The following is a 19025-nucleotide window of genomic DNA, read 5'->3' as shown; positions in this document are numbered from 1 at the left end:
CGGACTTGCCTAGAACAATCGCCCGCCATTAGGCACCTGCTGATCGGGGGCGAACAATACCACCGCACCTTGCGCGTCTGGAAAGCCCAGCGTGAGGACCTCGGACAGGAATTTGCCGATCTGCCGCGGCGGGAAATTGACGACAGCTGCAACCTGCCGCCCGACGAGCATCTCTGGGGAATAATGTTCGGTGATCTGCGCGCTTGAGCGCCGGATGCCGATCGTCGGACCAAAATCGATCCTGAGCTTGATCGCCGGCTTGCGTGCTTCCGGAAAGGGCTCCGCCTCGACGATCGTGCCGACCCGAATGTCGACGGCCAGGAAATCATCGAAGGTGATCGGCTCCGCGGCGGGGCTGGCGGGGTCATGGTGTAGATGCATCAGCTTATGATCTCGCGATGTTTTCGTCTCAGTCGACCTTGCGCGCGGGCTTGCGTTGCGCAAATATCAGGCATGCCGCGCTCTTCGCCGCTTCACCCGATACTCCGCCGTGCAGGATTTCCCGCGTTTGCGATCCTGTTCATGGGATTTTTTGGCTATTACGCGGTGCTCGGGCCCAACGGCGTTCTCGCGTATCGCGATTATTCGCGCAAGCTGGCCCAGCGCCAGGCCCATTACGAATGCCTGGACAAGGCGCGCGCGGAGCTGCGCAATCGCGTCGCCCTGCTTGATCCCCGGCATGCGGATCCCGACATGGTGGATGAACTGGTGCGCAAGCAGTTGAACGTCGCCCATCCGGACGAGTTTATCATGCCGCTGGGCTCGGATGGGGGTAATGCCGATCGCTGCTCGGGCACGGTCGACGGCTGAGCAGAGTTGCGCTAGCAGGGTCGCAGCATGGTCGCCCGGCACCTCCTGCGGGGCGATTGCAGTCGGGAGAGAAACCGGCCTATAGGCTCGGCTCCTTTCCCCTTTCCCAGGCATGAGGGTACCTACATCGTGGCAAAGGCACCGGCGCAGCGCGCCAACAGCGAACCTGCCGTTCCCAACCGTGAGCGCCCCAGCGAACCTACCCGCTATCAGGCCTCGAAGGAGGAACTGCTCGACTTCTACAAGCAGATGCTGCTGATCCGTCGCTTCGAAGAGAAGGCCGGTCAGCTTTACGGCCTCGGCTTCATCGGCGGGTTCTGCCATCTCTATATCGGTCAGGAGGCGGTTGCCGTCGGCCTACAGTCCGCGCTTGATGGTGAGAAGGACTCGGTCATCACCGGGTACCGCGATCACGGCCACATGCTGGCCTATGGCATCGATCCCAAGGTCATCATGGCCGAGCTGACCGGCCGCGCGGCCGGCATCAGCCGCGGCAAGGGCGGCTCGATGCACATGTTCTCCACCGAGAAGAAGTTCTACGGCGGCCACGGCATCGTCGGCGCGCAGGTGTCGCTCGGCACCGGCCTGGCCTTTGGCCACAAGTACAACGAGGACGGCGGCGTCGCGATGGCCTATTTCGGCGATGGCGCGGCCAACCAGGGCCAGGTGTACGAAAGCTTCAACATGGCCGAGCTGTGGAAGCTGCCGATCATCTATGTGATCGAGAACAACCACTATGCCATGGGCACCAGCGTCAACCGCTCGTCGGCTGAGGACCAGCTCTACAAGCGCGGCGAAAGCTTCCGCATCCCGGGCATCCAGGTCGACGGCATGGACGTCCTCGCCTGCCGCGGCGCGGCCGAAGAGGCGCTCGCCTGGGTGCGCGCCGGCAAGGGGCCGATCATCCTCGAGATGAAGACTTATCGCTATCGCGGTCACTCGATGTCGGATCCTGCCAAGTACCGCACGCGCGAGGAAGTGCAGGCGATGCGCGACAACTCCGACCCGATCGAGGGCGCGAAGCGCGAGCTGGAGAAGCTGGGCGTCAACGAAGCCGATCTGAAGGCGATCGAGCAGGAAATCCGCAAGGTGGTGAACGAAGCCGCTGACTTCGCCGAGAGCACGCCGGAACCGGATCCGGCCGAGCTCTATACGGACGTGCTGGTGGAGAAGTACTGAGATGGCAATCGAACTGAAGATGCCGGCACTGTCGCCCACGATGGAAGAGGGCACGCTGGCGAAATGGCTGGTCAAGGAAGGTGACGTCGTCAAGTCCGGCGACATCATGGCCGAGATCGAGACCGACAAGGCAACCATGGAGTTCGAAGCCGTCGACGAGGGCACGATCGCCAAGATCCTGGTCCCCGAAGGCACCGACAATGTGAAGGTCGGCACCGTGATCGCAATGATCGCGGGCGAAGGCGAAGATCTCGCCGAAGCCGCCAACGCGTCGCCGACCTCGACCGCCGCGGCGGCGGGTTCGAAGCCCGCGGATGGCGAGGGTGGGGTGCAGACCCCGTCCGACCAGCGCACCGAAGCCGTGGCCGACGCCCCCAAGGCTCAGGAAACCGGCACGACCCAGCTCGTCAACGCCGTCGAGCAGACTTCTACCGATCCGGAAGTGCCCGCAGGCACCGAGATGGTGAAGATGACGGTTCGCGAAGCACTGCGCGACGCGATGGCCGAGGAAATGCGTGCGGATCCGCGCGTGTTCGTGATGGGCGAGGAAGTCGCCGAGTATCAGGGTGCCTACAAGGTCACCCAGGGCCTTCTCGAGGAGTTCGGTCCCAAGCGCGTCATCGACACGCCGATCACCGAATATGGCTTCGCCGGTGTCGGCACGGGCGCGGCGATGGGCGGCCTCAAGCCGATCGTCGAGTTCATGACGTTCAACTTCGCCATGCAGGCGATCGACCACATCATCAACTCTGCGGCCAAGACCAACTACATGTCCGGCGGCCAGATGCGCTGCCCGATCGTGTTCCGTGGTCCCAACGGCGCGGCCAGCCGCGTGGGCGCGCAGCACTCGCAGAACTATGCGCCGTGGTATGCAAGCGTTCCGGGCCTCGTCGTGATCGCGCCGTATGACGCGGCCGACGGCAAGGGCCTTCTGAAGGCCGCGATCCGCTCCGAAGACCCGGTCGTGTTCCTCGAGAACGAGCTGATGTACGGTCGCACGTTCGAAGTGCCGAAGCTTGACGATTATGTCCTGCCGATCGGCAAGGCGCGCGTCATTCGCCAGGGCAAGGACGTGACGATCGTGTCCTACTCGATCGGCGTCGGCGTCGCGCTGGAAGCAGCCGAGACGCTGGCGGGCGAAGGCATCGAGGCGGAGGTCATCGACCTGCGCACGCTGCGCCCGCTCGACACCAAGACGGTGCTCGAGAGCCTCAAGAAGACCAACCGCCTGGTCATCGTCGAAGAGGGCTGGCCGGTCTGCTCTATCGCGAGCGAGATCGCGGCCGTCGTCATGGAGCAGGGCTTCGACGACCTCGACGCCCCGGTGCTGCGCGTGACCAACGAAGACGTGCCGCTGCCCTATGCAGCGAACCTCGAGAAGCTGGCACTCGTCACTGCCGAGCGCGTCGTCGCGACCGTGAAGAAGGTGACGTACAAGGGCTGATCGGCGAACCGCCGAGGTTGCCTGAGGGCCGGCGGGGTACCGCCGGCCCTTCTCGTATCAGCAGCCGGAAATAGCCGCGTTTTCCGAGTTGTAGATCAGGCTGAGATCTCGCCGGTCGCGAACCATCATCGATGCGGTTTCCATGATCGTCGTCGACGGTGCCAGTGATGCCGAAACGAGCGGCTGGTATCGATAGAATACCTCCACGAACATCGTGGCGCCGCCATCGGGTGCAAACGCCTGCCGCCCCGCCGGGCCCATGCCGCTGAGGCCGGTCGCTCCTGCACTGCCATAGCGCGGCGCATAGGTCGCACCCCCACGGCACCGCTGCCAGACGATCTTGTACTTCGAGCTATTGTTCGGGTTCGTAACCGGCTCCAGGTCCGAGACGATCACGCGGCCGTTCTTGTAGAGGTCGAGACCACCGGCCTGGAGGTCGGCGCCGGTCAGCAGATCGTTGATCTCGCTTTCGCTGATCGTCTTTGCCGACAACAGGCTGCCACTGCCCATGCGCGCGGCATTGTCCGCAAGTTGCAGCGCGACCTGGCTGATCCGCATGCGCGTGATGACGTAGTTCGTGAGTTCTGCACCCGTCAGGCTCAGGGTGAGAAACACCGGCAGGCCAACCGCAAACTCAATCAGCGCGAGCGCACGTTGGTCATGAGAGAGCTGGCGGGCCAGTCTTCGCGAGCGCGTTCTCACGAGCAGTTCCGGACCTTGAAGGCGCCGTAACTGCCCTGGTCGCCATAGGGTTGGTTGCGAAGGACGGTGGTCGCGCTCACCCGGGCGGTTCCACTGCCGCCGACCATTCGCCAGAGCGGGAACATCCGCGGGTAGGTGACCGTGGCAGTGTAGATGGTTGCATCTTTGGCACCCCCCTGGCCGGCGTCGCCGCCGTCAGCGTCCCAGGTGCCATTGAGGTTAGTATCCTCATAGGGCTCGCCCGCGTCGCAAGTCCCGTTCGAGTTGGTGTCGGTGAAGGTCTCCGCCTTCCGGGCGGAGGCCGCGGCGTAGTTCCGATAGAAGCGGCGGGTGATGGTCACGTCGGCATTGCTCGCGAGCGGCCGCACCTGATCGACAACCCGCTTGTCGAGCGCCGCTGCGGTTGCGGCACTGGTTCCTCCTTCCAGGGCGGAATCCCGGGCTGTCTTCTGGACGATCCCCTGCAATGCCGCGTCGACATAGAGCGTGTGCGCTACGTCGAACGCGCCCATCAGGAGCATCGCGAGCACCGGGGCGACGATCGCGAACTCGACCACGGTCGCTCCCCGACGCTCGGTACCTAGCCGACGAATAACACCCATCTGATGCACGACTGTCGCGATCATTTGGTAAGCCGCAACTGGGAGATCTGGTCCGCGATCGATTTGAATGTCGCCTGCAGCGCGGCAGCGTCGTTCGCGCTGAAGTATCGCCCGGAGGTCGCGCAGCTCTGAAGACGGTTCTTCGTGTCCGTGGTCATGCTCCCGAACGAGATCACCCAAAGCGTGATGTTCTTGTTCTTCACCGCTGTGCAAAGCGCGGCGAAACGGGCGTTGATCTGTGCCTCCAGCATCGTTTCCGTCGGCGTCGTGGAATCCGGCGTCTGGCGACGGTCGAACCACGGAATGCCATAGGCATTATGGTCGCTTGTGGCCGCTTGCGTGTCTCCGTCCGTCATGAAGATCAGGTGACGTTCGATTTCACCGCCCTTTGGCGTGTAGGCATTTTCAGACGCGAAAATGCCGGTGGGGGACAGCAGCCGGGCACCCCAGAGGATGCCGATGTCGTGGTACGTGTTCCCTTCCGGGGTCAGGCTGTCGACATAGCTGCTGAACGCCGCCGCATTGTCCCAGGTTTGCAGCTTGCGCGCAGGGGTGGGGCAGGAGCGGTAGGACGTGTTGGTGAAGTTGCCGGTTGTTCGCACGACGGCGCGATTCCAGTTCGCGGTGCTCGTGCTCGTAGGGCTTCCCGTGCTCTGGCGTGTATAGATCAGGTCCGGCAGCAGCGGCTTCCACTGCGTGTCGGGGTTGCTGGTGGGCACCCTGTCGATGTCGAGGTCCAGCATGTCGCTGGTGATCGACGTGAAGGGGCTCGTCCGGACGGTTTTTCGCTCCTCGATGCATCCACCCCAGGGGATGGTCTTGCCGCTGCCGTTCTCACCAATCGGAAGCGTGAAGCTGGCCTTCCAGCCGTTCCCGTTCTTGAGGCCGCTTACACCCTGTTCAACGGGCCCATATTCCCAGGTAACCGGAGTCATGCTGCGGGTACGCTGCTCGACAGTGCAAAAAATCCAGAAGGTTGAGGTCACCCGATACTGCACCGTATCGCTGTCCGCGGGGACGGAACTGCATACGTACGTGCCGTACGAGCTAAACGGGGTCCACGCAGTGTAGGTACCTCCCGAGTAGATCTTGCGGCTCTGGTACGTCCACGAATCCGCCATCCACGCGGGTTTCAGCAGCCGGCCGACGTTGGCGTTCACTGCATAGGGAACGAAGCCAAAGCGGATCTGGACCTGATCGCCGGTGCCGCCGCTTGGGTTTCCAGTCGTGCAGGTCGCGTCGGTATCGAGCCGCGCCACGATCTCGTAGAAGCACTTCACCGCCAGCTTCAACGCGGCAATCTTTGTGACGTTATCCGACCCGGCGGTGCTGGCCATCGACCCCGTCGTATCGAGCACGAACATGACGTCCGTGTTGGGAAGCCGCATTTCCGCGTCGCAGGTGACGGTGATTGTTTCCGAATCGAAGTTGAACACGCGCATCAACGTCATCGGTACGACTGCCGAGGCGGTGCCGGTGACCTTGCCCGCGCTTTCGTTGTACGCACTGGCGACCGACGTGGCGCCATATGCGGCTTGAGAAATGTTCGCTTCGAAGAACTGCTTGGCGGCTTTTCCTGGATAGCCGTTCGATTGCGCCCAGGTACCGCCACCCATCGCCTTGCGGCCCGCGAGCGCCCCCGCGTCACAGGCATGTTGCAGCCGCGTCTTGACGATGTACATGCGGGACAGGTCAACGGCGCCGCCCACCATTCCGATGAGCGGGATCATGGCTGCTGCCATGATCGCGAGGGTGTTCGCTCGGACGTCGCCAGCGAGACGGGCGAATATACCCGGCGGCTTCAATCCGCGGCCCCCCATGGTGTCAGTGCCTTACGTTTCGCATAATGAGTTGCACTTAAATGCGCTGGAAGCATGAAAATTGGGTTGATGCATGATGGGTGATGACAAGGCGCGAGAGGGAGGCGCGGATGCCGCGGTCCTGGGCAGCACAGCTGAGCGCAATCTCGTCCTCGCCTATGTTCCCGCCGCGCGTCGACCGGCACTGGAGGCGCTGTTCGCGCTCGACGACACGCTCGCAGAGATCGTCCGTACGACGAGCGAACCCTTGATCGGGCAGATGCGGCTGACGTGGTGGCATGACGCGCTCGGGAAACTCGACACGGCACCTCCGCCGGCACAGCCGGTACTGGAAGGCGTCGCGCGCGATTTGCTCCAGCAGGGCATCGCAGGGGCGGATGCTGCAGCGATGATCGATGGATGGGACGTGCTGATCGAGGAGGCGGAACTCGACCGGGACGCACTTCGCAGATTTGGCGAGGCTCGCGGATCGACGTTGTTCGCGCTCGCGTCCGTAGGGCTGGGTGAGGCCGCCGCCAGTTCGGCCGTCCGCGCCGCGGGCTCCGGATGGGCATTGGCCGACCTCGCCCGGGGGCTGTCGAACGCAGCCGAGGCAAGTGCCGCAAGGGAGCTGGCGCTGGAGCAGTTGCGCGCCGGACTTGCCCAGTCCTGGCCAACCGCACTGAGGCCGCTTGGGATGCTGGCGCATTTCGCACGAATGGATTTGGAAGGCGGCGCTGCTCCCGGCTCCCCTCGTCGGCTCGCCCGGGTAATCTGGCATAGGTTAACAGGGCTTTAGGGCTATCCGCCGGCCATGACGTGCGATAGCCTCCGCCGCGGTATAACGCATGGGGGCGGGCATGTGGCGGTACGGGGCGGGGGTATTGTCGGCATTGTTGCTCGCGACGGCGGGAATTTTCGTCTTCCGGGGAAGCGCGCAGGTGGAAGCGCCATTGCCTTCGCCCCAGGCTGCCCCAGGCAGCAGGGCACCTTTGCCGCCGCAGGAGCCCGCTGCGGTGCCCAGCGCCACGGCGCGCACGCGTGAGCAGAAGCGCTTCGACCGCTATGACAAGGACCGCAACGGCCGGGTTACTCGCGAGGAATATCTCGCCAGCCGCAAAAAGGCGTTCGCAAAGCTCGACGCCAACGGCGATGGCCGCCTGACCTTTGACGAGTGGGCGGTGAAGACGACGACCAAGTTCGCCAAGGCGGACGCAGACCGCTCCGCCGCGCTGGACGCCGCGGAGTTCGCGACGACGGCCGTGCAGCGCAAGGCCGCCGCGCGTTGTGCCTGCCCGCCGCCCGAGAGCGGCGCGGAGGATTAGGCGGGCATCCACTCCGCCAGGGCGGCGCGCGCCCGCGTCGTGTACATCTTCTTGCGATTCGCCTTCTTGGTGCGGCCCTCGATCGGCGGGAACAGGCCGAAATTGACGTTCATCGGCTGATAGGTCTCCGCCTCCGCGCCCCCGGTTATGTGCCCGAGGAGGGCGCCGAGCGCAGTCTCGGGCGGGGGCGGGAGAAGCTCGCGACCGGCGAGCTCGGCGGCGGTGAAGCGACCGGCCATCAGGCCGATGGCGGAGCTTTCGACATAGCCTTCGCAACCGGTGATCTGTCCCGCGAACCGCAGATGCGGACGTGCTTTCAACCGCAGCGTCGGATCGAGCAGTTCGGGCGAGCGGATGAAGGTATTGCGATGGAGGCCGCCCAGTCGCGCAAATTCCGCCTTCTCAAGCCCGGGGATCGTCCGGAACAGGCGCACCTGCTCGGCATGCTTCAGCTTGGTCTGAAAGCCGACGATGTTCCACAGCGTGCCCTGCGCATTGTCCTGGCGGAGCTGCACCACCGCATGCGGCCAGCGGCCGGTGCGGGGATTGTCGAGCCCCACCGGCTTCATCGGCCCATAGCGCAGCGTATCGAACCCACGCTCGGCCATCACCTCGATCGGCATGCAGCCTTCGAAATAGGGGACGTTCTCCCATTCGCGAAATTCGGTCTTCTCGCCCGCCAGAAGACCGGCGTGAAAGGCAGCATATTGCTCCCGGTCCATCGGGCAGTTGATATAGTCCTTGCCGCCCTTGTCCCATCGGGCCGCCATCCAGGCGACGTCCATGTCGATGCTGTCGAAATGGACGATCGGGGCGATCGCGTCGAAGAAGGCGAGGGCGTCGCTGCCGGTGGCGCTGCCGATGCTCTCAGCCAGCCCGGGCGCGGTCAGCGGACCGGTCGCGATGATCGTCGGACCTTCCGACGGCAGGACGTCGACCCGCTCCCGCACGATGGTGATGTTGGGGTGCGCCTCCAGCGCCGCGGTGACGCCCGCGGAGAAGCCCTCGCGATCGACTGCGAGTGCGGAGCCTGCGGGAACCCGGTGTTCGTCGCCCTTGGCCATGATCAGCGAGCCGAGCGCCCGCATCTCCGAATGCAGCAGTCCGACCGCGTTGCTTTCCGCATCATCCGAGCGGAAGCTGTTCGAGCAGACGAGTTCGGCGAGGCTATCGCTCTGGTGCGCGGGGGTGCAGTCGCCGCCACCGCGCATCTCGGAAAGGCGTACACGGAAACCCGCCTGCGCCAGCTGCCAGGCGGCCTCGGACCCGGCAAGTCCGCCGCCGATGATGTGGATCTGGTGAGTTTGCGTCACAAAGCGTCTCGAAAAAATGCTATGGAAAGAAGCGGCTGGCGCCGCGATCGGCCGCTGCCTAGCCGATCCGCCTGCTGCTGGACAGTCGCAACACGGGGGATCGTCATGCCGGACGCACCGCTGACCATTTACACGATCGGATATGAAGACACGACCATGGCCGATTTCCTGGCAGCGCTGCAGCATGCCGGCGTTCGACGCGTGATCGACGTACGTGCGTTGCCGCTCTCCCGCCGCCCGGGCTTCTCCAAATCGTCACTCGCCGCCCATCTGCAGGAAGTCGGGATCGACTATCGGAACCTGAAGGCGCTGGGCACGCCGAAGCGGGGGCGCGACGCGAGGAAGAAGGGCGACATAGAGACGCTGCGCGAAGTCTATGAAGAGCAGTTGAAGCTGCCCGAGGCGCAGGCGCAGGTTCCCGTAATGCTCGAGCTCGCAACGGAATTGCCGTCTGCGCTGATGTGCTTCGAACGCGATCCGTGTCATTGCCATCGGACCATGCTGCTGCACGCCGAGGCCCCGGACGCACAGGTCGTCGATTTGATGCCGTAGGCGCGGAACCAAGAGCAGCGGGGGTCGTTTCGCGGCCTGTGGGGAAGTGTCTCGCCATCTCCGGGTCATCCGAGGACCGTGCCGCACATGCGGGCGCGGGGGCTTAGCCGTGGCGGTCAGGCAACACGGCGACCGGCAACGATGGCGTCCCATCCCGTTTTGACGGGCCTTCTGCCCACCGCTAACGCACCATCATAACAGGAAGCCGGGTCAGCCGGCTTCGCCAAGGACAGGATCCGCGGGCCGAAAAGGCTCGTTGGAAGGGCGATCATGAACGACGTCGACGACACCGATTATTTCTACGACCGCGCCGAAGCCGAATTGAAGCTCGCGCAGACTGCCGAACATCCCGCAGTGGTGAAGGCGCATTATGTGCTGGCCGGCTATTATCTCGACAAGGTCTACGGACCCGGGGATCAGCACACCCCCGCCGTTCCGCTGACGGGGGCTAGCGAACCGCTGGCAACGGGGGAATCGGCGCAGATGGGAAACCCGGCCGCAGGTTGAGCCGACGCCCGCCGGAGGGGGCTGCCCGCACCTTTTTAGGCGGCGCCTCAAAGGCCGTGAGCATCAGGCTGAGGCGCCAGCGATTGTGAACCGTCAGGTCCGTTCCCCAGCCGGGGCACGGACCTGACAGATCGGGACTTCTGGCCTCAGCCGGTGACCGGAAGCCGCACGCTGCCGTCGTGCTCCCGCTCGAGCGGCGAATAGGCGACGACGGTGTCCAGCGTCAGTTCTCCGTACAAGTGCGGGAATTCCTGGCCACCGCGCGAAACTTCCCACCGGATCGCATCGCCGAGTGCGTCGAGATCGACCTCGGCGACCCACAGGCCTTCCTGACCGACGAAGTGCTTGTCGACCGTCTCGGTCAGCTGCTCCGCGGTCGACAGGTGGATGTAGCCATCCGCCTGGTCGATCGGGGCGCCCGCGAAGCTGCCGGCTTCCAGCGCGATCATCTGCTCGGCGGTCAGTACCTTGAACGCGGCGTTTGGCTTGCTCATTCGTCCTCGCTCTCCGGGTCTTCTTCCTCAATGCGCTCCGGCAGGGTTTCCGGACCCGTGCCATCGTCGAGCTGGATCGCGGCGCCTGCGATCGGCTCCGCTTCGGGGCCGCTTGCGCGCTCCTCGGCTACGATCGCCTCCGCCTCGTTCTCAGGCTCCTCTTCCTCGTCGATCCGGGCGGCGGAGACGACGTGCTCCTGCGCGGCGACGTGGAACAGGCGCACGCCCTGGCTCGCACGACCGGTGACGCGCGTGTCGCCCACGGACATGCGGATCAGCTTGGCCTGATCGGTGACCAGCATCAGCTGCTCGCCGGAGCTGGCCGGGAAGCTTGCCACGACATGGCCGTTGCGGTCCGAGGTGACAATATTGGTGATGCCTTGGCCACCGCGATTGGTGCGGCGATACTCATAGGCAGACGTCCGCTTGCCATAGCCGTTGGCGGTCACGGTCAGGATGAACTGCTCCGCCGCCTCGAACTCGGCCATGCGCTCCGGAGTAAGCGTAACCTCGCGGTCGCCCTCCTTCCACGGAGCTGCCTTCAGATAGGCGTCTCGCTCCTCGGTGGTGGTCTGGAAGCCGCCGAGAATGGACAGCGAGATGACCTCGTCACCTTCGGCCAGGCTGATGCCGCGCACACCGGTGGACGTGCGGCTCTGGAACTCGCGCACGTCGGTCGCGGCAAAGCGAATCGCCTTGCCGCACTTGGTGGCGAGCAGAACGTCATCGCTCTCGGTCAGCAGTGCGACGCCGATCAGGCGATCGTCGCTGTCGTCGTCGAAGCGCATCGCGATCTTGCCCGCCGTAGGCACGTTCGTGAACGCGTCCATCGAATTGCGGCGCACTGTCCCGTTCGCAGTGGCGAACATGACGTGCAGGTCGGACCAGCTCTCCTCATCCTCCGGCAGCGGCAGGACGGTCGAGATCGTCTCGCCCGTCGCCAGCGGCAGCAGGTTGATCATCGGACGGCCGCGGGTGGCGGGGCCGCCCTCCGGCAGGCGCCAGACCTTCATGCGATAGACCTTGCCCGCGGTCGAGAAGAACAGGACCGGCGTGTGCGTCGAGGTGACGAACAGCGAGGTAACGGCGTCCTCGTCCTTCGTCGCCATGCCGGCGCGGCCCTTACCGCCACGCTTCTGGGCACGGAAAGCATCCAGCGGCGTGCGCTTGATATAGCCTTCCATGGTCACGGTGACGACCATGTCCTCCCGCTCGATCAGGTCCTCGTCGTCGATTCCGTCGGCGGCGTTGGCGATCTCGGTGCGGCGCGGTGTCGCGAATTCTGCGCGGACCTGGACCAGCTCGCCGCGCATCACGGCGTAGAGCTTGGCGCGGTTGCCCAGGATCTCAAGCAGTTCGGCGATGGAGTCCGCCAGCTTGGCAAGCTCGTCGCCGATTTCGTCGCGCCCAAGCGCGGTCAGGCGGTGGAGGCGAAGGTCGAGGATCGCGCGGACCTGCGCATCCGACAGGCGATAGGTGTCGCCCGTGATCTCGGTCTCAACGGCCTCGACCAGGCGGATGTAGGACGCGATCTCGGCGATCGGCCACTCGCGGGTGAGAAGGGCGGTACGGGCAGCCGCCGGGTTGGCGGCACCGCGGATGATGCGCACCACCTCGTCCATGTTGGTGACCGCGATCACCAGGCCGAGTAACAGGTGCGCCCGGTCGCGCGCCTTGGCGAGCTCGAACTTCGACCGGCGGGTGATCACTTCCTCGCGGAAGGTGATGAACGCGTCGATGATGTCCTTGAGGTTGAGCAGTTCCGGACGGCCGCCGCGGATCGCCAGCATGTTAGCGGCGAAGCTCGACTGCGCCGGGGTATGCCGCCACAGCTGGTTCAGCACGACTTCCGGCGTCGCATCGCGCTTCAGGTCGATGACGATGCGGACGCCTTCGCGGTTCGATTCGTCGCGAATGTCGCTGACGCCTTCGATCCGCTTGTCCTTGGCGGCTTCCGCGATCTTTTCGACGAGGCCGTTCTTGCCGACCTGGAAGGGGATTTCGGTCAGCACGATCGAGCGGCGGTCCCCGCGTGCCTCGACCGTGTGGCGCGAGCGCAGGATCACCGAGCCACGGCCGCCGGTGTAGGCAGCGCGTGCACCGGCGCGGCCGAGCATGATCGCGCCGGTCGGGAAGTCCGGCCCCGGCACGATCTCCGCCAGTTCGTCGATCGTCACGGGCTCGCCGCCCTCGACCGAACGATCGATCGTGAGGAGGCAGGCGTCGATGACCTCGCCCAGGTTGTGCGGCGGCACGTTGGTCGCCATGCCGACGGCGATGCCGCCTGCGCCGTTCACCAGCAGGTTGGGGAAGCGCGCCGGCAGCACCGACGGCTCACGCTCCGACCCGTCGTAGTTCGGGACGAAGTCGACGGTGTCCTTGTCGAGATCGTCGAGCAGGAACCCGGCGGCGCGGTGAAGGCGCGCCTCGGTGTAGCGCATCGCTGCCGGCGGATCGGGGTCCATCGAACCGAAGTTGCCCTGACCGTCGATCAGCGGCAGCCGCATCGACCAGTCCTGGGTCATGCGCGCCAATGCGTCGTAGATCGCGGTGTCGCCGTGCGGGTGATATTTACCGATCACGTCACCGACGATGCGCGCCGATTTGCGATAGGGCCGGTTGTAGTGGAAGCCGCTCTCGTTCGCCGAGAACAGGATTCGCCGGTGCACCGGCTTCAGACCATCGCGCACGTCCGGAAGCGCGCGCGACACGATCACGCTCATCGCATAATCGAGGTAACTCGATCGCATCTCGTCGACGATCGAGATGGGAGAAATGTCGGAAGGGTCCGCGAGGCGAATCTCGTCGGTCAAGGCGTCCTGCTTTCGGGAAGATTGAAGTCCTGTCCCCTGACTAGCGGGCGCAGGCTCCTATGCCAAGCCGCGCGCACGCGTGCGCGTACGCGAGAAGCCATCAGAACGGGATTTCGGCACCATCCCACGCAAATAGCTTGCCGCTGTCCTTGGGCTTGAGCGTCTCGATCACGTCGAGCAGCTGCAGCGCCGCCCGGTCGGGTGCGAACAGGCTGCCGGGAGCGAGGTTCGTCTGGAAAGGCTTGGAGAGCGCGCTGTCGACGGTGCCGGGGTGCAGGCCGACGACGATCGATCGGGGGCTGGAACGCCGGGCCTCGATCGCGGCGTTGGCGATCAGCATGTTGAGCGCAGCCTTGGAGGCGCGATAGCCGTGCCAGCCGCCGAGGCCATTGTCCCCAATCGAGCCGACCCGCGCGGAAAGGGCGGCAAGAACGGGCGTTCCGGTCTTGGGCATCAGCGGCAGGAAGTGTTTCATCACCAGGGCGGGGCCGATCGCGTTGATCGCATAGCTGCGCGCCATCCAGCCGGGGTTCACATCCTTGAAGCCACGCTCGGGCATCTGCTCGCCCTCGTGGAGCAATCCCGTGGCGATGAGGATCAATGTGGGGGCAGGGCCTGCTGCGACCTGCGCCGCGGCGGCAGCGATGCTCGTCTCGTCGAGCAAATCGAGATGCGCGGCTCCCGAGCGCGAGCGGCCGAAGCCCCAGACGCGGTCATGCGCGGCCTCTTCGACCAGCGCTGTCTCCAGCGCGGATCCGATCGCGCCCGAAGCGCCGATGATGACAGCCGCGCCGCTCATGCTCGGGTGAACCTCCACCGGGTATCGTTGCTCTGTTCGGGATCGAAGCGGTAGCCGTCGCTGTCGAAGCCGCGCATGGCATCCACTTCGGTCACGCGGTGCTCGCACATCCAACGCGCCATCATCCCGCGCGCGCGCTTGGCATGGAAGCTGAGAAAACGGGGGCCGTTCGGGCCGGATTCGCGGAAATCGATCTCGATCACGCGAATGCTTGCGGGCAGCTTGCCTGCCACCGCCTTCCAATATTCCTGGCTGGCGAGGTTGAGGATGGTGCCTGAGCCTTCAGCCGCGACATCCTCGGCAAGCAGGTCCGCGATCCGGCCTTTCCACCAGTCGTACAGGGTCTTGGCCGATCCCGGCGCCCAGCGCGTCCCCATCTCGAGCCGGTAGGGCCGCATCTGGTCGAGCGGCCGCAGCAGGCCGTAGAGGCCGGAAAGGATGCGCAGGTGATCCTGTGCGAAATCCACTGCCGGCGCATCCAGAGTGGCCACCTCGAACCCGGTGTAGACGTCGCCAGCGAACGCGTGGATTGCCGGGCGTTCGGCCGCGTGCTCGAACTCGCGGAAGCGGGTCGCGTTCAGTTCGGCGAGTTTCGGCGAAATGTGCATGAGCGTGCCGAGCCGCTCGGCACCCAGCTTTGCCGCTCCGCGCGCCAGGGTGTGCGCCTCCTTGGCCAGCCTCGGTTGGCTGGGCGAACTGCTCGCAGGTACGGGGGATTCGTAGTCGAGCGACTTGGCGGGAGAAATCACGGCGATCATCGGCCGCGTGCCTAGCTGTGATGCGCCAGCCGGTCAAAATATCACGGTTTTGCGCTCCTCAGGGATCGACCGTGTTCAATCCGCGTTCACGCGGGCAATGGCATCCGTCCGGATGACCGGCGCGACTTGTCTGCCCTTACCGCGCAACTTACAGATGGTCTCGACGCGTGTGCGCACAGCATCAGGAGATTTCCGAATGGGTTTCGTATCGAAGTCGGCGCTTGCCGCGGTTCTTGCTCTTGGAGCGGCAGCACTGACGGCGGCCCCTGCCGAGGCGCAAAAGAAGAAGAAGGAAGAAGCGAAGGTCCAGCTGAACGACGCTTTCCGTACCGCCGCAGTCGCGGGCGAGACGGCGGCGAAGGCCGGCGACCTTGCCACGGCCAAGGCTCGGCTGGCGGAAGCAGATGCGGCCGCTACCAACGACATGGAGAAGTTCTACGCCGCCAACCTGCGTCTGCAGGTAGCCCAGGCGGCGAAGGACGAGGCGATGCTTGCGACGGCCCTCGACCAGATGATCGCCAACCCCAACACCCCCGCCGATCAGCAGGGGACGCTGAACTACAACCGCGGCATCCTGGCGCTCAACGCCAAGCAGAAGGACGCAGCGCGCCAGTATTTCCAGCGCGCAAAGCAGCTGGGCTACAACGATCCGGAATATGATCTGCGTATGGCCAGCCTGGAACTGGGCGGCGGCAACGTCGACCAGGGTGTCGAGGCGCTCGACAAGGCCGTTCAGGCAAAGGTCGCCGCAGGGCAGCCGGTCCCGAACGACTGGTACAACCTGGCGATCTCGCAGCTCTACAAGGCGAACAAGCCGGCAGAGACCGCTGCCTGGATGCGTCGTCAGCTCAAGGATTATCCGACCCCGACGAACTGGCGCAAGGCGCTGGTGCTGTTCCGCGATCGTGCGGACCAGGGCCGTGCCCTGGGTGGCTCGGCACGCCTCGACACCTTCCGCCTGATGCGGGAGACGGGTGCGCTGACCGACCAGGCTGAGTTCGGCGAATACGCACAGCTCGCCCAGGACCTGGGTCTGCCGTACGAGACGGTGGCCGTGATCGATCAGGGTCGTGCCGCCGGCAAGATCCCGGCTTCGGCCACGCAGTACAACAAGCTGAAGACCGAGGCGCAGGCCTCGATCAAGGCCGAAGGCTCGCTGTCGTCGCTCGACGCCAAGGCGCGTTCGGCGGCGAACGGCAAGCTCGCGTCCGGCACCGGCAACGCCTATCTCGCCAACGGCGACGCGACCAAGGCGGCGGAGTTCTTCCAGATCGCGCTGCAGAAGGGCGGCGTTGACCAGGACGAGGTCAACACCCGCCTGGGCATCGCGCTGGCCAAGAGCGGCCGTCGTGACGAAGCAAAGGCTGCCTTTGCGAAGGTGACCGGCGCACCGCGCAACGAGCTGGCGCAGTTCTGGGCACTTTGGCTGGACGCGCCGAAGACCGCAGGCTGACGAAGAAGGGCGGCAGGCTTACCTGCCGCCCGCTTCGATTTTGAGTGGATGGGGCCGTGCGACCGGGTGTCGCGCGGCCCTATTCCGTTGGGACCGGGATCCCTGGGAGCTGCTTGGAAGTGCGGATCGTCAGCGACGTCTTCACGCTGCTCACGTTATGCGCGGTCGTCAGCCGGGTGGTGAGGATGTCCTGGAACGCCTTGAGGTCCGTGGCGACGATCTTCAGGATGAAGTCGATCTCGCCATTGAGCATGTGGCATTCGCGGACCTCCGGAATGCCCGCGACATGTGATTCGAAGGCTGCAAGGTCGCTTTCGGCCTGGCTGCGCAGGCTCACCAGCGCGAACACGGTGATCGTGTAGCCGAGCGAGGCGGGATTGAGCGCGGCATGGTAGCCGCCGATCGCACCCGATTCTTCCAGTGCGCGGACGCGACGAAGGCAGGGTGGGGCGGTCAGACCGACGCGTTCCGCCAGTTCGACGTTGGTCATTCGGCCGTCCTCCTGAAGCAGGGAAAGAATCTGACGGTCGATACGATCGAGGACCATGAAACGGGACACTCCGGAATCTGATACAAGGACAAAGCTTTCGAGGTGCCTCCTATAAGATAATTACACGGGAACGCAATTGTCCCACAATGCGACGTGCCGAAAATGTCTATACCCGAACCGCAATCTCCCTCCTAAGAGGGTGCGAAGGCGCAAGCTGCGTCGGGGATCAGGTGACGCGTGCGGTTCGACGATACTCTACAGACAGTGCTCACCACCGATCTCAGCCATCCGCTGGCGCGGCAGTCAGCGTGGCGGCAACTGGTCGACCTGATCGGTCGCCGGCGCGCGTCCGCAGATCCGCGCGCGATCACGCTGTTGGCAGATATCCGCGACGCAGTGCCACAGGCGGTGCGCGCCGCCAGCGCCCGAGCACTGGTCTTTGCCAATCCGCCGGCAACGCTCGTGCGGTTGCTCGCGCAGGACACGCTGGCGATTGCCGCTCCCGTGCTCGCGAGCGCGAAGCTGGATGCCGAGGAATGGATGGCGCTGCTGCCCGACCTCAGTCCCTCTACGCGGTCAGTGCTGCGCAATCGGCGCGACTTGCCGGCTGAAGTGGAGCGTGCGCTTGCAAGCTTCGGTCCCGCAGACATGGTTCTGACGGACCAGAATCCGGAACGTGCGCCGGTGGAAACGAATGTCCCGGCAGTAGAGGCGCCCGGTACGGCCGAAAACAATGCTGGCGCCGCTGAGGCCCCAGAAGCGACCGTGCCCGCTGGTGCTCCCGAACCGGCAACGGTGGCGGATGAGGTTGCCGTGCCTGTGCAGGAGGCCGAGGCCGCCAGCTCGGAGGCGGCGGTGCCGGAAGGGCCGTTCCGCATTTCGGACGTGGTCGCCAGGATCGACGCCTATCAGCGTCAGGCCGAGAGCCGTCCGCGCCGTCCCATTGCTACGCCAGGCGTGGTTGCCAGCTTCCGCTTCGAAACCGATAGCCGCGGAGCACTTTCACGCGTCGAAGGCGTCGAGCGCGGGCCGCTGATCGGGTTGTCGCTCGCACGTGCGGGAGAGACGGGCCTCGCCGAGCTCGACAGCGTGGCTGCCGGCGCGTTCCGTCGCCGCGCTCCCTTTTCGAGCGCCCGACTGCGCGTTTCGGGCAGCAGTGATGCGGCCGGCGATTGGCGCATCTCGGGCGTACCGGCGTTCGACCCTGCCTCAGGCCGCTTCATCGGATATCGGGGTTCTGCACGTCGCCCCCGGCGCGAGGAGCGGGCCGAGCCCATGCCTGCCGCCTCCGCCGGAGCGTCGACCGCCGATTCGCTGCGCCAACTCGTCCATGAGTTGCGCACCCCCGCGGGCGCGATCTCCAGCTTCGCCGAGATGATCGAGGCGCAGATGCTGGGCCCGGTACCGTCCGTATATCGGGGCCAGGCGGGGGTGATACGGCAGCAGGCGCGTGACCTGCTGGGCGTGATCGACGACCTCGACCTGGCCGCCCGCATCGAAGAGGATGCGCTGGACCTGCGGCCCGACGCGGTCCCGCTCGCGCCCTTGCTTGCAGAGATTGCCGTCGACCTTGCCCCGCTCACGGAGCTGCGCGGCGCGGAGCTTTTGGTGGAGAATGTAGACTCGGTCGTGCGGGGCGATCGCCGCGCTGTCGAGCGACTGCTGGCACGCTTGCTGGCGACGTTGGTCTCCGCCGCGGATGCCGGCGAGGTGATCCGGGTCCAGGGGCTGCACGCAGAAGGCGAACCGCCGCTGCTGGCGTTCGATCGTCCTGCTGCATTTGATGCCTACCCCGGGGAAGCGATGCTCACGATCGATGATGAGGGCGAGGATGCAGCGCTGCTCGGTACGGGCTTTGCGATGCGGCTCGTGCGCAACCTTGCCCGGGAACTGAATGGCGCGCTGCTGTTCGAGCGGGACCGGTTGATGCTCAGGCTCCCTTCGCCCGAGGTCCTTCCCCTGGAGCAGGCGCACGGGGGCTGATC

The 19025-nt window shown here is 65.2% G+C and carries 19 protein-coding genes; 9 read left to right on the top strand and 10 right to left on the bottom strand.

Translation table 11 applies throughout. The features are described 5' to 3' along the window. Positions 1 to 9 precede the first annotated feature (9 nt). Positions 10 to 381, bottom strand: a complete 372-nt coding sequence (locus QP045_RS04735; RefSeq protein ID WP_422513806.1) for a tRNA-binding protein — start codon at positions 379 to 381, stop codon at positions 10 to 12. A gap of 141 nt (positions 382 to 522) precedes the next feature. Between QP045_RS04735 and QP045_RS04730 the strand changes: the two genes are divergently transcribed. The 3 genes from QP045_RS04730 (at position 523) to QP045_RS04720 (ending at position 3433) form a co-directional block, all read left to right on the top strand. Beyond that, on the top strand, positions 523 to 810 hold the full coding sequence (locus QP045_RS04730; protein ID WP_422513805.1) for an FtsB family cell division protein: 288 nt from the start codon (positions 523 to 525) through the stop codon (positions 808 to 810). A gap of 129 nt (positions 811 to 939) precedes the next feature. Continuing rightward, positions 940 to 1989, top strand: a complete 1050-nt coding sequence (gene pdhA, locus QP045_RS04725) for a pyruvate dehydrogenase (acetyl-transferring) E1 component subunit alpha (RefSeq protein WP_422513804.1) — start codon at positions 940 to 942, stop codon at positions 1987 to 1989. Position 1990: 1 nt separating this feature from the next. Beyond that, entirely contained in the window at positions 1991 to 3433 is a 1443-nt protein-coding gene (locus QP045_RS04720) for a pyruvate dehydrogenase complex E1 component subunit beta (protein ID WP_422513803.1), read from the top strand. Between the two features lie 57 nt (positions 3434 to 3490). Here QP045_RS04720 and QP045_RS04715 read toward each other — a convergent pair whose 3' ends face one another. The 3 genes from QP045_RS04715 to QP045_RS04705 form a co-directional block, all read right to left on the bottom strand. Then, positions 3491 to 4048, bottom strand: coding sequence for a pilus assembly protein (locus QP045_RS04715; RefSeq protein WP_422513802.1), 558 nt, complete (start codon positions 4046 to 4048; stop codon positions 3491 to 3493). Between the two features lie 83 nt (positions 4049 to 4131). Beyond that, on the bottom strand, positions 4132 to 4761 hold the full coding sequence (locus tag QP045_RS04710; RefSeq protein ID WP_422513801.1) for a TadE/TadG family type IV pilus assembly protein: 630 nt from the start codon (positions 4759 to 4761) through the stop codon (positions 4132 to 4134). Next, a complete protein-coding gene (locus QP045_RS04705; RefSeq protein WP_422513800.1) occupies positions 4758 to 6479 on the bottom strand; it encodes a pilus assembly protein TadG-related protein in 1722 nt (573 codons plus the stop codon). Before QP045_RS04705 ends, QP045_RS04710 begins: the two co-directional genes overlap by 4 nt. A gap of 154 nt (positions 6480 to 6633) precedes the next feature. Between QP045_RS04705 and QP045_RS04700 the strand changes: the two genes are divergently transcribed. Both QP045_RS04700 and QP045_RS04695 read left to right on the top strand, forming a co-directional pair. Further along, positions 6634 to 7335 carry a squalene/phytoene synthase family protein gene (locus tag QP045_RS04700; RefSeq protein WP_422513799.1) on the top strand — a complete coding sequence of 234 codons (702 nt, stop codon included), beginning with the start codon at positions 6634 to 6636 and terminating at the stop codon, positions 7333 to 7335. Positions 7336 to 7552: 217 nt separating this feature from the next. Further along, positions 7553 to 7861, top strand: a complete 309-nt coding sequence (locus QP045_RS04695) for a hypothetical protein (RefSeq protein ID WP_422513798.1) — start codon at positions 7553 to 7555, stop codon at positions 7859 to 7861. On the opposite strand, the gene trmFO is transcribed toward QP045_RS04695, so the two are convergent. Beyond that, entirely contained in the window at positions 7858 to 9174 is a 1317-nt protein-coding gene (gene trmFO, locus QP045_RS04690) for a methylenetetrahydrofolate--tRNA-(uracil(54)-C(5))-methyltransferase (FADH(2)-oxidizing) TrmFO (RefSeq protein ID WP_422513797.1), read from the bottom strand. The genes QP045_RS04695 and trmFO overlap by 4 nt on opposite strands. Before the next feature lie 105 nt (positions 9175 to 9279). Here trmFO and QP045_RS04685 point away from each other — a divergent pair, with 105 nt between their 5' ends. Together QP045_RS04685 and QP045_RS04680 are read left to right on the top strand one after the other, a co-directional pair. Continuing rightward, positions 9280 to 9726 (top strand): DUF488 family protein, encoded by a 447-nt coding sequence (locus tag QP045_RS04685; protein ID WP_422513796.1) that lies wholly within the window; start codon positions 9280 to 9282, stop codon positions 9724 to 9726. A 270-nt stretch (positions 9727 to 9996) separates the two neighbouring features. Next, positions 9997 to 10233, top strand: coding sequence for a hypothetical protein (locus QP045_RS04680; RefSeq protein WP_422513795.1), 237 nt, complete (start codon positions 9997 to 9999; stop codon positions 10231 to 10233). Between the two features lie 146 nt (positions 10234 to 10379). Here QP045_RS04680 and QP045_RS04675 read toward each other — a convergent pair whose 3' ends face one another. The 4 genes from QP045_RS04675 to yaaA all read right to left on the bottom strand — a co-directional run bounded on the left by QP045_RS04675 (position 10380) and on the right by yaaA (position 15097). Then, positions 10380 to 10727 (bottom strand): DUF952 domain-containing protein, encoded by a 348-nt coding sequence (locus QP045_RS04675; RefSeq protein WP_422513794.1) that lies wholly within the window; start codon positions 10725 to 10727, stop codon positions 10380 to 10382. Next, a complete protein-coding gene (gyrA, locus tag QP045_RS04670) occupies positions 10724 to 13540 on the bottom strand; it encodes a DNA gyrase subunit A (protein WP_422513793.1) in 2817 nt (938 codons plus the stop codon). The genes QP045_RS04675 and gyrA overlap by 4 nt, the downstream gene beginning before the upstream one ends. A gap of 100 nt (positions 13541 to 13640) precedes the next feature. Further along, entirely contained in the window at positions 13641 to 14339 is a 699-nt protein-coding gene (locus QP045_RS04665) for an SDR family NAD(P)-dependent oxidoreductase (protein ID WP_422513792.1), read from the bottom strand. Continuing rightward, a complete protein-coding gene (gene yaaA / locus QP045_RS04660) occupies positions 14336 to 15097 on the bottom strand; it encodes a peroxide stress protein YaaA (protein WP_422513791.1) in 762 nt (253 codons plus the stop codon). The genes QP045_RS04665 and yaaA overlap by 4 nt, the downstream gene beginning before the upstream one ends. Positions 15098 to 15293: 196 nt before the next feature. Between yaaA and QP045_RS04655 the strand changes: the two genes are divergently transcribed. Then, positions 15294 to 16550: a tetratricopeptide repeat protein gene (locus QP045_RS04655; RefSeq protein ID WP_422513790.1), complete on the top strand. Its 1257-nt coding sequence runs from the start codon at positions 15294 to 15296 to the stop codon at positions 16548 to 16550. Between the two features lie 79 nt (positions 16551 to 16629). On the opposite strand, the gene QP045_RS04650 is transcribed toward QP045_RS04655, so the two are convergent. After that, positions 16630 to 17097: an Lrp/AsnC family transcriptional regulator gene (locus QP045_RS04650; protein ID WP_422513789.1), complete on the bottom strand. Its 468-nt coding sequence runs from the start codon at positions 17095 to 17097 to the stop codon at positions 16630 to 16632. A gap of 180 nt (positions 17098 to 17277) precedes the next feature. Between QP045_RS04650 and QP045_RS04645 the strand changes: the two genes are divergently transcribed. After that, positions 17278 to 19023, top strand: a complete 1746-nt coding sequence (locus tag QP045_RS04645) for a histidine kinase dimerization/phospho-acceptor domain-containing protein (protein ID WP_422513788.1) — start codon at positions 17278 to 17280, stop codon at positions 19021 to 19023. The last annotated feature ends 2 nt before the right edge of the window (positions 19024 to 19025 follow it).

This window comes from Sphingomonas sp. 3-13AW (assembly GCF_049311085.1).
Lineage (GTDB): Bacteria > Pseudomonadota > Alphaproteobacteria > Sphingomonadales > Sphingomonadaceae > Sphingomonas.
This window is presented reverse-complemented; position numbering and strand designations above follow the sequence as displayed.

Coding starts and splice junctions, on each gene's coding strand:
- QP045_RS04735 (WP_422513806.1), bottom strand. CDS start 381: ATGCATCTACACCATGACCCCGCCAGCCCCGCCGCGGAGCCGATCACC.
- QP045_RS04730 (WP_422513805.1), top strand. CDS start 523: ATGGGATTTTTTGGCTATTACGCGGTGCTCGGGCCCAACGGCGTTCTC.
- QP045_RS04720 (WP_422513803.1), top strand. CDS start 1,991: ATGGCAATCGAACTGAAGATGCCGGCACTGTCGCCCACGATGGAAGAG.
- QP045_RS04710 (WP_422513801.1), bottom strand. CDS start 4,761: ATGATCGCGACAGTCGTGCATCAGATGGGTGTTATTCGTCGGCTAGGT.
- QP045_RS04705 (WP_422513800.1), bottom strand. CDS start 6,479: ATGGCAGCAGCCATGATCCCGCTCATCGGAATGGTGGGCGGCGCCGTT.
- QP045_RS04700 (WP_422513799.1), top strand. CDS start 6,634: ATGGGTGATGACAAGGCGCGAGAGGGAGGCGCGGATGCCGCGGTCCTG.
- QP045_RS04685 (WP_422513796.1), top strand. CDS start 9,280: ATGCCGGACGCACCGCTGACCATTTACACGATCGGATATGAAGACACG.
- QP045_RS04680 (WP_422513795.1), top strand. CDS start 9,997: ATGAACGACGTCGACGACACCGATTATTTCTACGACCGCGCCGAAGCC.
- QP045_RS04675 (WP_422513794.1), bottom strand. CDS start 10,727: ATGAGCAAGCCAAACGCCGCGTTCAAGGTACTGACCGCCGAGCAGATG.
- QP045_RS04665 (WP_422513792.1), bottom strand. CDS start 14,339: ATGAGCGGCGCGGCTGTCATCATCGGCGCTTCGGGCGCGATCGGATCC.
- yaaA (WP_422513791.1), bottom strand. CDS start 15,097: ATGATCGCCGTGATTTCTCCCGCCAAGTCGCTCGACTACGAATCCCCC.
- QP045_RS04655 (WP_422513790.1), top strand. CDS start 15,294: ATGGGTTTCGTATCGAAGTCGGCGCTTGCCGCGGTTCTTGCTCTTGGA.
- QP045_RS04650 (WP_422513789.1), bottom strand. CDS start 17,097: ATGGTCCTCGATCGTATCGACCGTCAGATTCTTTCCCTGCTTCAGGAG.